We start from the raw sequence: 14,897 nt of genomic DNA, 5'->3' as shown, positions 1-14,897 counted from the left end.
GATCGCGCTATTTTGTCGGCCGGATAAGGCATTTCGCCGCCATCCGGCATTTTATTACGCCTGCTTTTTCGGCAGGAACCCTTCCAGCACAATCAGCGCCGCGCCGATGCAAATGGCGGTATCGGCAAGATTGAAGGTGGCAAAATGCCACTCCCCGACGTAGAAATCGATCATATCGACGACAAAGCCGTGCCAGAGCCTGTCGAATAAATTACCCAATGCACCGCCAATAATCAGCGCATAGGCAATGTTATTCAGCTTTTGCGTCGCCTTAGCGCGATACATCAGCACCGCGAGGATCACGCAGATACCGATAGCGATACCAGCAAAGAACCAGCGCTGCCAGCCGCCGCTGTCGGCAAGGAAGCTAAAAGCCGCGCCATAGTTACGCGCATAATGCAGATTAAGCGATGGAAACAGCGAGACCGTATCCCCCAGTGCAAAATTCTGGAGGATCAGGTATTTACTGCCTAAATCGATAATCAGCACGGCTACGACGATCCACAACCAGCGTAGCCCCGTTGAACCAATCGGTTTACTCATCAGGCAAATTTACGTTTTTCACCGTCACCGGCGATGTTGCTGACACAGCGTCCGCAGATATCCGCGTGTTCCGCCACCTTGCCGATATCCGTGGTGTAATGCCAGCAACGCGGGCATTTGTCACCTTCGGCTTTGCTCAGCACAACTTTCAACCCCTTCAGCAGTTCACTCTGCCAGGCGTCAGCCGGAGCCTGCGCATAATCGACAACTTTCGCCCCGGAGGTCAACAGGACAAATCGCAATTCATCGCCCAGCGCGTTCAGCTTCGCCGCAAGATCGGCATCGGCATACAGCGTGACCGCCGCTTCCAGAGAGCCGCCCACCTGCTTATCCGCACGCGCCTGTTCGATTACCTTATTGACTTCGCCGCGCACTTTCAGCAGCGCGTCCCAGAAAGCGTCATTCATTGCTTCGTCGGCAGTCAGGCCGAACAGACCGGTGTACCATTCACCGGTAAAGACATATTTTTCACGCTCGCCCGGCAGATAACCCCAGATTTCGTCGGCGGTGAAGGACATAATTGGCGCCATCCAGCGCACCAGCGCCTCGGCAATATGGTACAACGCAGTCTGGCAGCTACGGCGCGCGACGCTGTCCGCTTTGGTGGTGTACTGGCGGTCTTTGATGATATCAAGCCAGAATGACCCCATTTCGACAGAGCAGAAGCGCATCAGGCGCTGCACTACTTCGTGGAAATCATAAGACTCATAGGATTTGACGATATCATCCTGCGCCGCTTGCGCACAGCCAACCGCCCAGCGGTCCAGCACCACCATCTCTTCCGGTTTCATCATGTCTTTTGCCGGATCGAAACCATTCAGGTTCGCCAGCAAGAAGCGCGCGGTATTACGGATACGGCGATAGCTGTCGGCGGCACGTTTGAGGATCTCGTCAGAAACCGCCATTTCACCGGTATAGTCGGTAGAAGCCACCCACAGACGCAGAATATCGGCCCCCAGTTTGTTCATTACATCCTGCGGAGAAACGGTGTTACCGATGGATTTGGACATCTTGCGGCCCTGGCCATCGACGGTAAAGCCGTGGGTCAGTACCTGACGGTACGGCGCTTTGCCTTTCATCGCGGTGGAGATCATCAGCGAGGACATAAACCAGCCGCGATGCTGGTCGGAACCTTCCAGATACATATCGGCGGCATGACCGGCAAATTCAGGACGCACGTCAACGACGGAGGAGTGAGTCGACCCGGAGTCAAACCACACGTCGAGGGTATCCGGCACCTTTTCGTAGTTATCAGCATCGGCGCCGAGGATGTCGCGGGAGTCGAGATCCCACCACGCCTGAATGCCATCGACTTCCACGCGTTTAGCCACTTCTTCCATCAGCTCCAGCGTACGCGGATGCAATTCTTGCGTCTCTTTATGCACGAACAGCGACATCGGGACACCCCAGGTGCGCTGACGGGAGATACACCAGTCGGGACGATTGGCGACCATCGATTCGATACGCGCCTGCCCCCAGTCCGGGATCCACTGGACACCTTTGATCTCTTTCAGCGACTGCGCGCGCAGACCTTTCTGATCCATGCTGACAAACCACTGCGGCGTGGCGCGGAAGATGATTGGCGTTTTGTGACGCCAGCAGCACGGATAGCTATGCTGTAGCTTTTCTACGTGCAGCAGCGCGCCTTTTTCCCGCAACAGCGCTACGACGATGTCGTTGGCTTTAAAGACGTTGACGCCGTCCAGAGTCGGATAAGTTCCCGGCAGATAAGCGCCGTCCGGGCCAACCGGGTTAGCGACTTCCAGCCCATATTTTTGCCCAATGACATAGTCGTCCGGACCGTGGCCTGGCGCGGTATGCACCGCCCCGGTACCCGCATCCAGCGTGACGTGATCGCCAAGGATCGCCGGTACGTCAAAATCGAGGAACGGATGCTTAAAGCGTAACATCTCCAGTTCGCCGCCGTTAGCCACCGCCAGAATGGTGTAGTCAGCGATGCCGGCGCGCTTCATCACGCTGTCGACCAGGTCTTTAGCGACGATCAGCGCCTGCCCCTCAACCTGCACCAGCGCATAATCAAACTCTGGTGACAAAGAGATTGCGCGGTTGGCTGGCAGCGTCCATGGGGTGGTGGTCCAGATAACCAGAGAAACCGGGCCATTCACATCGGCCACGCCAAATTTGGCCAGCGCCGCCGCTTTATCCACCGCGTGGAATGCCACATCGATGGACGGAGACGTTTTGTCATAATACTCCACTTCCGCTTCCGCCAGCGCGGAGCGGCAGTCTGCACACCAGTGTACTGGTTTAGCGCCTTTATGCAGGTGGCCGTTGCCGATGATTTTAGCCAGCGCGCGGATGATGTTGGCTTCAGTTTTGAAGTCCATGGTCAAGTACGGATGCGACCAGTCGCCGAGCACACCCAGACGGATAAAGTCTTTACGCTGGCCGTCGACCTGGGTAGCCGCATATTCGCGGCATTTAGCGCGGAATTCAGCCGCGGTGAATTTTTCCCCCGGCTTACCGTACTCCTGCTCCACTTTCAGCTCAATCGGCAGACCGTGGCAATCCCAGCCCGGCACATACGGAGAGTCATAGCCCGCCAGCCCTTTGGACTTAACGATAATGTCTTTCAGAATTTTATTAACCGAGTGACCAATATGAATGCTGCCATTCGCATAAGGAGGGCCATCATGCAGAATGAAGGTTTTTTTGCCTTTTTTGGCTGCACGGATGATGCCGTACAGGTCATCATCGGTCCAACGCGCCAGCATTCCCGGTTCACGCCTGGCGAGGTCGCCGCGCATCGGGAACCCTGTTTCCGGCAAATTCAGGGTCGATTTATAGTCACTCATCAGATTCTCGGTTCCGTTATTTCGGTTTGATAAACACCGTCAGGGTCAGGCCTGCCCGGTTAGCCCAAAGAACTCGCGGGCCGTTAACTCATCGCAGGCAATTTGCGCCTTTAGTTCATCAAGCGACGCAAATCGCTGCTCATTACGTATCTTTTTACGCAGTATTACATCTATATGACGACCATAGAGGTCCATTACAACATCCAGCAGATGCACTTCTAACTGCTGGCGTACGCCTGCCACTGTCGGACGGGTGCCGATATTGGCGACGCCAGGCAAGGGATGCTCTCCCAGCCCCATCACTTCCACCGCATAAACCCCTTGTACCGGGGAGACCTGACGACGCAGCGGTAAATTCGCCGTCGGGAAACCAATGGTGCGCCCCAGCTCATCGCCGTGGACAACGCGACCGGAGATAGTAAACGGATGCCCCAGCAAAGTCTCGGCCAGCGCCAGATCGTCATCCGACAGCGCCTGGCGTACCGCCGTACTGCTAATACGCACCCCGCCCTCGCAAAATGAGTGGGTACTGGTGACATCAAAGCCGTATTCCACGCCGGCTTTTTGTAATAATAAGAAATCCCCCTGGCGGCTAACGCCAAAGCGGAAATCATCCCCCACGACGAGGAACTGAACGCCTAATCTGCGGACCAGCAGTTCGCTAATAAAATCCTGGGCGGTCAACGACGCAAAGCGCCGATCAAAGCGCACGCACAGTACGTAATCGACGCCGCTTTCAGCCAGATAGTTAAGCTTTTCACGCAGACGCGTTAAACGTGCGGGCGCTTTATCGGCGGCAAAAAGCTCCAGCGGCTGCGGCTCAAAAATCATCACTGCCACCGGTAAGCCACGCTGACGACCTTCCGCACGCAAACGCTGCAGTAACGCCTGGTGCCCGCGATGCACGCCGTCAAAATTTCCAATGGTCAGCACACACCCGCGCGGGGCCTGACTGAGATTATGTATGCCGCGTATCAGCTTCATGTCTGGCTCAAAACAGTGAAAATCGTCCGAGTATACCTTGTACAACTGGCAACGTTAACCAGCGATTGCACCTCTACACCGAAAGATCCCGGTAATTCATTCACTCAGCGCAAGATCGCTGGAAAAACACCCCGCTGTCGTCGATTTTTCTGGTCGAAAGGCTGTATTCGCCAGCAACAAGCTGATAGAATCTTGCGCCATCACTACGTAATAAAGCGTTGTTGGTTTAAACGGCGCTTATTTGCACAAATCCATTGACAAAAGAAGGCTAAACGGGCATATTCCTCGGCCTTTGAATTGTCCATATAGAACACATTTGGGAGTTGGACCTTGGCTAATATCAAATCAGCTAAGAAGCGCGCCGTTCAGTCTGAAAAGGCCCGCAAGCACAACGCGAGCCGTCGCTCTATGATGCGTACTTTCATCAAGAAAGTATACGCAGCTATCGAAGCTGGCGACAAAGCGACTGCACTGAAAGCATTTAACGAAATGCAACCGATCGTGGACCGTCAGGCTGCTAAAGGTCTGATCCACAAAAACAAAGCCGCACGTCATAAAGCAAACCTGACTGCTCAGATCAACAAACTGGCTTAATCGTCTGTTGGTTGTCGCTTTGTAAAAAAGCCCGCGAAAGCGGGTTTTTTTATGTCTGTCGTTTATCACGTCAAACGTCAATACTCGCGTTCTGGTTATCGCAGCCGGTTCATACTTCAGCATGGACTGGCTGCGGCATTTTCCACGTAGCAGGAAACTGTTCTGGCCTATCTCCGGGAAGAGGTGAAAAGCGCTGAATAGTCGCGGTGACAAATACGCTGCACTGCCGGATGCTGGATCATGCGCTCGGCAAAAATAGCGTGATACTCTTCCATCACATTATCCATACGCCCGATCTCGACGATCGACTCATCGCTATAGAAATCATGTGAATACAGCGTTGGCGCGACGAATATCGCGTTATGCAGCGCCCCGAAGGCTTTCATCAACGCCGCATCGTCGAATTCCCCCAGAATTTCCACCTGCAATCCCTGCGAGTTAAACCAGTTGAGCAGCTTACGCCCCAGCATGGAACAACGCCCCGGAATCAACAAACGACGCTCTTCCAGGCAGGCCGGGAACGGCTTTTCCGGCGGAGGATTCATGCACCAGAAACTGACGCTGCATTCGCCGATTTTCACTGAAAACAAGCCTTCCTGCTGGGTGGAGTCAATGGGGCAATCGGAGATGATCATATCGAGCTTATGCTGGCTCAACTGCTCCAGCAGCATTTCGTGAGTTGACTCAAAACAGCGTAAATGGATCTGTTCGTTATCGACGACGGCGGCATCAAGTACACCGCTGACCAGCCTTTTTGACAGTGCGTCAGCCACACCGACATCAAACAACAGATTCGACTCTTTACGATAATTAACGATATCCAGCATTTCCTGGCTCAGGGTAAACATACGATCGGCGTAGCGGAAGACCAGTTCCCCCAGTTCACTGGGCTCAAGCCCTCGTCCTTTACGCTTGAACAACTTCCCCTGCAGACGCTCTTCCAGCGCTTTGATCTGTCCGGTAATGGTTTGCGGCGTCAGGAACAATGCCTCCGCAGCACCAACCACTGAGCCTTCTTTATAGACATGCCAGAAATAGTACAGATGGTTGTAATTGATATGTGACATGCTTCTCTCCCTGATTATGTCGAGGAGAACCGTAGCGGCTTTCCGTGAAATGTTAAGCCGCGTAGCCCGAATCCGCTACGCGCTTACGCAGTATGATGTATCCCGTCACTGCCGATAATATCGATCCAATAAGGATGCCAAGCCTGGCCCAGTTGTTCAATGCGGGATCAACGCTGCTGAAAGCCAGGGAGGCAATAAAAATCGACATGGTGAAACCAATCCCACATAGAATGCCAACCGCCATAATTTGCTTACAGCTCGTCCCTTCAGGCAACGAGGCCCATTTCAGCTTTAGCGCCAGCCAGCAGAACAGGCTAATTCCCAATGGTTTACCGATAAACAACCCGGCAATAATACCCAATGGCAGCAGCGAGGTCAGCCCTTCTACCGTGATCCCCTGCAAAGAAACGCCCGCATTAGCAAAGGCGAACAGCGGCAGGATCAGGAATGCCACCCACGGATGCAGTACGTGCTCAAGCTGCTTCGCCGGCGATTTACCTTTCTGCTCTTTTAGCGGGATCATAAAGCCGACAATGACGCCGGCCAGCGTTGCGTGAACGCCCGATTTCAGAACCGCGGTCCAGAGTATGGCGCCGACCAGAATATAGATGCCGGTGCGTCGTACGCCGCTCAGATTTAATGCCGCCAGTACCGTGATAGATCCAGCCGCAACAATCAATGACATGACGGAAAGGTCGTGCGTATAGAACAACGCAATAATAATAATGGCACCCAGATCGTCAATGATGGCCAGCGCCATCAGAAAAATCTTCAGCGCAGCGGGAACCCGATTCCCCAGCAGCGCCAGTACGCCCAACGCGAAGGCGATATCGGTCGCAGCCGGAATCGCCCACCCTTCTCTGGCAATCGGATCCCGGCCGTTAAACGCCAGATAAACCAGTGCCGGAACCACCATTCCGCCCAACGCCGCGACGAGCGGAAACACGGCCTGGCGACGGCTGGCCAGCGCCCCCTGATTCATCTCGCGCTTCACTTCCAGGCCTATCAGCAGGAAAAATATCGCCATCAGCGCATCGTTAATCCACAACAGCATATTTTTGTTGATTTCTAACGCCCCTACGCGCAGTTGAACGGGCGTTTCCAGAAAAGAACGATACAGATCGCTGGTCAAGCCAGTATTGGCGAATAACATCGCCATTACGGCGGCAAAAATTAAGATAATGCCTCCGGATGCATCGCTATGGAAAAAACGCTGCAGATGTTTCACTTTTACCTCACCTTATCGGTAAACAACTCGATAAAAGAATCATACAGACGCAAATACATCGAAAAAACCAGTTTTAAATTGCCTTTATAGACGGTTTTTCCGAATTAACAAGTAAGACGACATAGCGTTTGTCAGAGGAAGAATAAGCGTAAACCGCTCTCAATAATTCAGGGGCGAGGCGAGATGGTGGATAATCGTTAATTCAGGTAGTGTAGCGGCTAAAAGAGAAAAAGCCTGAGTAACAAAACCCAGGCTTGAGATGCAACAGGCAATCAAAAAAGATCAGCTGGTTAAATCATCGAAAAATTTCTTCACGCCATCAAAAAAACTTTTCGAGCGCGGGCTATTCTTCTCACCCGTGGGCCCACCAAAGCTCTCCTGAAGCTCTTTCAGCAATTGCTTTTGTTTGTCATTAAGCCCCACCGGCGTTTCGACCACTACGCGACACAGCAGATCGCCCTGCGCGCCGCCACGCACAGATTTTACGCCTTTACCACGCATGCGGAACAGCTTACCGGTCTGCGTTTCGCCGGGCACCTTCAGGTTCACCCGGCCATCCAGCGTCGGGACCTCAATCTCACCGCCAAGCGCAGCCATGGTAAAGTTGATCGGAACTTCGCAATACAGGTTATTGCCTTCACGCTCAAAAATTGCGTGCTGCTTAACCTGTACCTGAACGTACAGATCGCCAGCCGGTGCGCCATGCTCACCCGCTTCGCCTTCACCGGCGAGGCGAATACGATCCCCGGTATCGACGCCTGCCGGGATCTTAACCGACAGCGTTTTGCTCTTCTCTACGCGACCATGACCATGACATTTGTTGCACGGATCTTTAATCAGCGTACCGCGGCCCTGACAGTGCGGACAGGTTTGCTGCACGGCGAAGAAGCCCTGGCGCATCTGCACCTGGCCGGAACCATGACAGGTCGGGCAGGTCTGCGGCTGAGTGCCTGCTTTCGCGCCACTACCGTGGCAGACATCACACTCTTCCAGCGTCGGAATACGGATCTCTTTGGTCACTCCGCGAACGGCTTCTTCCAGCGTCAGATCCATGTTATAGCGCAAATCGGCACCGCGCGACGCACGCTGGCGGCCGCGACCTCCGCCAAAAATATCACCGAAAACATCGCCGAAAATATCGCTGAAATCAGCACCGCCGCCAAAACCGCCGCCCCCCATGCCGCCTTGTTCGAAGGCGGCATGACCGTATTGATCGTAAGCAGCGCGCTTCTGAGCATCAGTCAGGATTTCATACGCTTCTTTAATTTGTTTAAATTTCGCTTCGGCCTCTTTATCGCCCTGATTGCGGTCCGGGTGATACTTCATGGCCAGGCGTTTATACGCCTTTTTGATTTCACGCTCTTCCGCGGTTCTGGGAACGCCCAAAATCTCGTAATAATCTTGCTTTGCCATTGGTGTTGTTCAGCCCCTTAACATGCGTGCACGGGCGGAGAGGAACCCTCTTCGCCCGTGCCAGTATTTACCCGTTCAAAGGGCGATTATTTTTTGTCTTTTACTTCTTCAAACTCAGCATCGACAACATCGTCATCTTTCGCGTTGTTTGCAGAAGCGTCAGCGCCGCCAGCCTGCTGCTGTGCATGCTGCTGCTGAGCGATTTCCATCAGTTTCTGGGAAGCCTGCGCCAGTTCCTGCATTTTCGCTTCGATAGCCGCTTTGTCTTCACCTTTCAGCGCCGTTTCCAGCGCGCTCAGCGCAGACTCGATTGCGGTTTTATCATCAGCCGGCAGTTTATCGCCCGCTTCTTCAACCTGCTTACGGGTGCTGTGCAGCAGATGGTCGCCCTGGTTGCGGGTCTGAACCAGCTCTTCAAACTTACGGTCAGATTCAGCGTTCGCTTCAGCATCGCGAACCATTTTCTGAATTTCGTCCTCGTTCAGACCAGAAGAGGCCTTGATGGTGATCTTCTGCTCTTTACCGCTGTTTTTGTCTTTCGCGGAAACGTGCAGGATACCGTCAGCATCGATATCGAAGGTGACTTCGATCTGCGGCATACCGCGCGGTGCCGGGTTGATGCCATCCAGGTTGAACTGACCCAGAGATTTGTTATCAGACGCGCGTTTACGCTCACCCTGCAGCACATGGATGGTTACCGCAGACTGGTTGTCTTCAGCGGTAGAGAACACCTGGCTGTGCTTGGTCGGGATAGTGGTGTTTTTGCTGATCAGCGCGGTCATTACGCCGCCCATGGTTTCGATACCCAGAGACAGCGGAGTAACGTCGAGCAGCAGAACGTCTTTCACATCGCCGGTCAGTACGCCGCCCTGCACCGCTGCGCCGATAGCAACAGCTTCGTCCGGGTTAACGTCTTTACGCGGTTCTTTACCAAAGAACTCCGCCACTTTTTTCTGCACCATCGGCATACGCGTCTGACCGCCCACGAGGATAACGTCGTTGATATCCGATACGGACAGGCCAGCATCCTGCAGCGCGACTTTCAGCGGCTCGATAGAACGGTTCACCAGGTCTTCGACCAGGCTTTCCAGTTTCGCGCGAGTCACTTTAATGTTCATGTGTTTCGGACCGGTGGCATCTGCAGTGATGTACGGCAGGTTGACGTCGGTCTGCTGTGCGGAAGAGAGCTCAATTTTCGCTTTTTCTGCCGCTTCTTTCAGGCGCTGCATCGCCAGCGGATCGTTACGCAGGTCAATGCCCTGATCTTTCTTAAATTCTTCAACCAGGTAGTTGATCAGACGGGTATCGAAGTCTTCACCACCCAGGTGAGTATCGCCGTTGGTTGCCAGAACTTCGAAGGTTTTTTCGCCATCAACTTCGTCGATTTCGATAATAGAGATATCGAAAGTCCCCCCACCGAGGTCATATACCGCGATAGTACGGTTGCCGATTTCTTTATCGAGACCATAAGCCAGTGCGGCGGCGGTCGGTTCGTTGATGATACGTTTGACTTCCAGACCAGCGATACGACCGGCGTCTTTCGTTGCCTGACGCTGAGCATCGTTGAAGTAAGCCGGTACGGTGATAACCGCTTCGGTTACCGGCTCACCCAGGTAATCTTCTGCAGTTTTCTTCATTTTTTTCAGCACTTCAGCAGAGATCTGCGGCGGTGCCGTTTTGGTGCCTTTCACATCAAGCCATGCGTCGCCGTTATCTGCAGCAACAATTTTATACGGCATGATGGAAACGTCGCGCTGGACTTCTTCATCCTGGAAGCGGCGGCCAATCAGGCGTTTAATCGCAAACAGGGTATTTTGCGGGTTTGTCACTGCCTGACGTTTAGCCGGCTGACCTACCAGAGTTTCACCATCCTGGGTATAAGCAATGATAGAAGGCGTGGTGCGATCGCCTTCGGCGTTCTCCAGCACACGAGCTGTAGTGCCATCCATAATCGCTACACAAGAGTTGGTCGTACCCAGGTCGATACCAATAATTTTACCCATCTAAACGTCTCCACTAAAAATTCAGTCAACATGTGGTTGTGAACCTGTAATAAGGGCGAAACGTGCGGTTTCAACCGCCCGGACATCATTTTTTTTCAGGTTCATTCACTGCGGTTGACTACAAGATGGGGTCAGCCACCGCGTCATCAAGGGGGAGACACAAAAAAATTTTACCTCTGCTCCCCTGATGGATGGGCAAAACGGCGGCAGTTGGCAACAAGAGAGGGAAAAGAGTACACCCGATAAAAATAGCGCTAATCGGTAGCGTAATATATGACCCAGGCATAATTCGCAATAAATTCTCGGCACCCCGCCTGCCCAGGGTCGATAACCTACCGTCGTCAGGCAGAATCACAAATTGCTTAAAAACCCCCCTCCAGATCATGGACAGTATTCTGGCGCCTCATTATTATGCCGCGCCCCGCTCTCCAGCGGCTGTTAATATTTTTATTATAATCATTAAGTTGGGAAATTATGGATACCTCTAAATTAGCTAATCCGGCACCGCTGGGCCTTATGGGCTTCGGCATGACCACTATTCTGCTTAACCTCGTAAATAGCGGTTTGTTCGCATTTGATGTCGCTATCCTGGCAATGGGCATTTTTTACGGCGGTATCGCACAAATTTTTGCCGGTCTGCTGGAATTTAAAAAAGGTAATACTTTTGGCTTAACTGCATTTACCTCCTATGGCGCTTTCTGGTTGACGCTGGTCGCGATCCTTTTGATGCCGAAAACAGGTCTTGCCGAAGCGTCTGACGCACACTTTCTCGGTATGTATCTCGCACTGTGGGGGATCTTTACGCTGTTTATGTTCTTTGGCACTCTCAAAGGCCCGCGTATGCTGCAGTTCGTGTTTCTGAGTCTGAGCATACTGTTTGCTCTGCTGGCGATCGGCCACCTGGCAGATAACGAAGGCATCGTTAAGATTGCGGGCTGGGTTGGACTGATTTGCGGCGGCAGCGCGATTTATCTGGCGATGGGTGAAGTGCTGAACGAACAGTTTGGCCGCACCGTTCTGCCAATCGGCGAACAGCATTGATTGATGTTGCCGCCCGGACATGGGCGGCAACGAGATAACCGCACGGCGTTAAGACAGGCGCTGCAGTTCAGCTTCCGGCGTAGCGACCTGCTTATCCAGTCCCTGATTCAGCCACACGCCCAATCCCAGTCCCATAAACGACAGGGCCAGCACGTACCAGGCCGGCGCCATCGGCGAAACGCCCATCAGCATTGTCACCGCGATCGGCGTCAGGCCGCCAAAAATGGCATACGAGACGTTATAAGAGAATGAAATGCCGGTAAAGCGAACTTCCGCCGGGAACGCGCGCACCATCACGTAAGGTACCGCCCCCACCACGCCGACACACAGGCCAACCGCGCCATAGAGCAGGAACAGCTGCTGCGAGTTGCCGCCAGAAAGATGGTAGAAAGCCCAGCTACTGGCGGCCAGAAATAAACTCCCGACGATAAATGTGCGGCTGGCGCCAAACTTATCGACTGCCAGACCCGCCAACAAACAGCCAATGCACAGCATAATGGTGGCAATACTGTTCGCCTGCAGAGTGATTGCCGGAGCAAAACCGTAGTGCTTTTGTAACCAAACTGGCGACATCAAAATCACGACCACTATTCCGGCAGATAATAGCCAGGTCAGCAACATTGAGACGATCACCGCTTTCTGGTGCTTCAGCGTAACGGCCTTAACCGGCATCTCCTGAGCTAAGGCTTTTCGCTGTTGCATCTCAAGGAAAATCGGCGTCTCCTGTAGCCAGCGGCGTAAATACATGGCCACAAGACCAAATGCGCCGCCAAGCAAAAAAGGAATGCGCCAGCCGCCGTCGTGGATCCCCTGTGGCGTCAGATGAGTGTTAATCAGCGTCGCGACGACCGATCCCAGTAAGATCCCCACCGTCAGACCAGCGGTCAACGTGCCACAGGCGATACCGATTTTTTTCTCCGGAACATGTTCTGCAACAAACACCCATGCACCCGGCACTTCCCCGCCAATAGCAGCCCCCTGAAGAATACGCATAAACAGCAGCAAAAGCGGCGCCACGATGCCCATCGATTGGTAAGTCGGCAACAGGCCTATCGCCAGCGTTGGCAGCGCCATCAGCAGAATGCTCAGAGTAAACATTCTCTTACGCCCGACCAGATCGCCGAAATGCGCCATAATAATGCCGCCAAGGGGACGGGCTAAATATCCTGCGGCAAAAATACCGAAGGTCTGCACCTGACGCAGCCACTCCGGAATATCGGCCGGAAAGAACAGTTCGCCAACGACAGCAGCGAAGAAGACAAAGATGATGAAGTCATAAAACTCCAGCGCGCCGCCCAGGGCAGCCAGCGTCAGAGTTTTATAATCTTGTCGATTCAGAGGTCGGGTATATTGTGACATAACGAGCAATCATCCAGAGGTATGAAGGGTGTTTTACGCAATGTGTAAAGTAAAAAACACTATACCGTAAATAAAACAACACACCACAGGCAATTCAGGTTATATCAGAAATGCATCAAATTCAGGATAAAGTTTCACGCCTTGCACTTTTAGGGCGAAAAGCTGCTACCACATCCCCATTTGTTTCGACATATGGCCCTTCAAGCAGCTGTACACAATACGGTACACTTGCAAAAATACCCTGTACCAGGACGTTACCTTCGGCATCTTTCACCCCCCCCAGCGTCTCCTCAATCGCCTTTGGCTGACCGGGCAGATTAAGGATCAGCGCCTGCTTGCGGATAACGCCAACCTGACGCGAAAGAATAGCTGTCGGTACAAAATGCAGGCTGACCTGGCGCATTTGCTCACCAAAGCCCGGCATCACCCGGTCGGCAATCGCCAGTGTCGCATCCGGGGTCACATCGCGCCTTGCCGGGCCGGTACCACCGGTGGTCAGCACCAGATGACAGCCCATCTCATCAACCAGCTCACACAATGTTTGCTCGATAATAATCTGTTCATCGGGGATTAAGCGGGGCAGCAATTCGAAAGGCGTGGACAGCGCACGCGCCAGCCACTCTTCAAGCGCCGGGATACCTTTATCCTGATAGACGCCGCTGGAGGCGCGATCGGAAATGGAAACTAAGCCGATTCGTAAGGTGTTCATGATTATTCCGTTCAAACAGTATTAATAAACAGAATAATACACCGAGGGGAGCAAGGCAGACAGTTTAATGTGGCCGACGGACGTCGGCCACGCGCGGGATTACAGCAGATCGCCGATCATTTTTTCCAGTTTTTCCTGGTCGATCGCAAACTTACGGATACCTTCCGCCAGTTTATCTACCGCCATCGGATCCTGGTTGTGCTGCCACAGAAACTCGGATTCCGTGATACGCGCCGGGCGCGCTTTAACTTCGCCGCTGAACGCCAGTTTGCGTTCGATAGCGCCTTCACTTTCCGCCAGCTCTTTCAGCAGGGCCGGCGCGATGGTCAGACGGTCACAGCCAGCCAGTTCCAGAATCTCGCCGACATTACGGAAGCTTGCGCCCATAACCACAGTTTCGTAGCCATGCTGTTTGTAGTATTCGTAGATTTCGCTTACGGAAACCACGCCCGGATCTTCAGCCGGCGCATACTCTTTCTTATCGGTATTGGCTTTGTACCAGTCAAGAATACGACCAACAAACGGAGAGATCAGGAATACGCCTGCTTCCGCGCAAGCACGAGCCTGAGCGAAAGAGAACAGCAGAGTCAGGTTACAGTTGATGCCTTCTTTTTCCAACTGCTCCGCCGCGCGGATGCCCTGCCAGGTGGAAGCCAGTTTGATCAGAATACGATCGTTGCTGATGCCGGCATCGTTGTACAACTTGATGATGCGTTTAGCCTTAGCGATGGAGGCGTCGGTGTCATAGGACAAGCGAGCGTCAACTTCAGTGGAAATACGGCCAGGGATCAGCTTAAGGATTTCGAGACCAATGTTCACCGCCAGCTTATCGGAAGCATCAACAATCTGCTGCGCGCGATCGCTGCTCTGGCTGCGAGCCCAGGCAACAGCATCATCAATCAGCTTACGGTACTCAGGGATCTGAGCCGCACCGAGAATCAAAGAAGGGTTAGTCGTGGCGTCCTGAGGCTGATACAGCTTCATCGCCGCGATATCTCCGGTATCAGCTACGACAGTGGTGTACTGACGCAGAGAAGTTAATTTATCCGTCATGATAGTGTTTCTCTTAAACAGCAGTTAAGGGGATGTAACCGGTCTGCCAAGATGATAACACGCTGCTGGATCAGCGCAACCGCCGAC

Annotated in this window: 12 protein-coding genes; 2 read left to right on the top strand and 10 right to left on the bottom strand. The window is 53.3% G+C overall.

The annotated features are described in order from the left end of the window. Positions 1-54 precede the first annotated feature (54 nt). From lspA to ribF, 3 genes are read right to left on the bottom strand one after another with little or no spacing between them, the layout of a single operon-like run. On the bottom strand, positions 55-543 hold the full coding sequence (gene lspA, locus FE839_RS16590) for a signal peptidase II (protein ID WP_138361880.1): 489 nt from the start codon (positions 541-543) through the stop codon (positions 55-57). After that, positions 543-3,359: an isoleucine--tRNA ligase gene (ileS, locus tag FE839_RS16585; RefSeq protein WP_138361879.1), complete on the bottom strand. Its 2,817-nt coding sequence runs from the start codon at positions 3,357-3,359 to the stop codon at positions 543-545. The genes lspA and ileS overlap by 1 nt, the downstream gene beginning before the upstream one ends. 45 nt (positions 3,360-3,404) lie before the next feature. Continuing rightward, positions 3,405-4,343, bottom strand: a complete 939-nt coding sequence (ribF, locus tag FE839_RS16580) for a bifunctional riboflavin kinase/FAD synthetase (RefSeq protein WP_138361878.1) — start codon at positions 4,341-4,343, stop codon at positions 3,405-3,407. Positions 4,344-4,673: 330 nt separating this feature from the next. On the opposite strand from ribF, the gene rpsT reads away from it, so the two are divergent. Next, positions 4,674-4,937, top strand: a complete 264-nt coding sequence (gene rpsT / locus FE839_RS16565) for a 30S ribosomal protein S20 (protein WP_003018940.1) — start codon at positions 4,674-4,676, stop codon at positions 4,935-4,937. 167 nt (positions 4,938-5,104) lie between these two features. Here the strand turns inward: rpsT and nhaR are convergent, their stop codons facing one another. From nhaR to dnaK, 4 genes are all read right to left on the bottom strand, one after another. Then, positions 5,105-6,004: a transcriptional activator NhaR gene (gene nhaR / locus FE839_RS16560; protein ID WP_138361877.1), complete on the bottom strand. Its 900-nt coding sequence runs from the start codon at positions 6,002-6,004 to the stop codon at positions 5,105-5,107. A 52-nt stretch (positions 6,005-6,056) separates the two neighbouring features. Further along, on the bottom strand, positions 6,057-7,232 hold the full coding sequence (gene nhaA / locus FE839_RS16555) for a Na+/H+ antiporter NhaA (protein ID WP_138361876.1): 1,176 nt from the start codon (positions 7,230-7,232) through the stop codon (positions 6,057-6,059). A 282-nt stretch (positions 7,233-7,514) separates the two neighbouring features. Further along, positions 7,515-8,645: a molecular chaperone DnaJ gene (dnaJ, locus tag FE839_RS16550; RefSeq protein WP_138361875.1), complete on the bottom strand. Its 1,131-nt coding sequence runs from the start codon at positions 8,643-8,645 to the stop codon at positions 7,515-7,517. Between the two features lie 86 nt (positions 8,646-8,731). Further along, positions 8,732-10,648 carry a molecular chaperone DnaK gene (dnaK, locus tag FE839_RS16545; RefSeq protein ID WP_138361874.1) on the bottom strand — a complete coding sequence of 639 codons (1,917 nt, stop codon included), beginning with the start codon at positions 10,646-10,648 and terminating at the stop codon, positions 8,732-8,734. A gap of 474 nt (positions 10,649-11,122) precedes the next feature. Here dnaK and satP point away from each other — a divergent pair, with 474 nt between their 5' ends. Beyond that, positions 11,123-11,689 carry an acetate uptake transporter gene (gene satP, locus FE839_RS16540; protein ID WP_138361873.1) on the top strand — a complete coding sequence of 189 codons (567 nt, stop codon included), beginning with the start codon at positions 11,123-11,125 and terminating at the stop codon, positions 11,687-11,689. A gap of 48 nt (positions 11,690-11,737) precedes the next feature. Here the strand turns inward: satP and FE839_RS16535 are convergent, their stop codons facing one another. From FE839_RS16535 to tal, 3 genes are all read right to left on the bottom strand, one after another. Beyond that, positions 11,738-13,048, bottom strand: coding sequence for an MFS transporter (locus FE839_RS16535; protein WP_138361872.1), 1,311 nt, complete (start codon positions 13,046-13,048; stop codon positions 11,738-11,740). 121 nt (positions 13,049-13,169) lie between these two features. Beyond that, positions 13,170-13,757 (bottom strand): molybdopterin adenylyltransferase, encoded by a 588-nt coding sequence (mog, locus tag FE839_RS16530; protein ID WP_138361871.1) that lies wholly within the window; start codon positions 13,755-13,757, stop codon positions 13,170-13,172. Between the two features lie 99 nt (positions 13,758-13,856). After that, entirely contained in the window at positions 13,857-14,810 is a 954-nt protein-coding gene (tal, locus tag FE839_RS16525; RefSeq protein ID WP_138361870.1) for a transaldolase, read from the bottom strand. Between the last annotated feature and the right edge of the window lie 87 nt (positions 14,811-14,897).

This window comes from Klebsiella indica, assembly GCF_005860775.1.
GTDB classification, from domain to species: Bacteria; Pseudomonadota; Gammaproteobacteria; order Enterobacterales; family Enterobacteriaceae; genus Klebsiella; species Klebsiella indica.
This window is presented reverse-complemented; position numbering and strand designations above follow the sequence as displayed.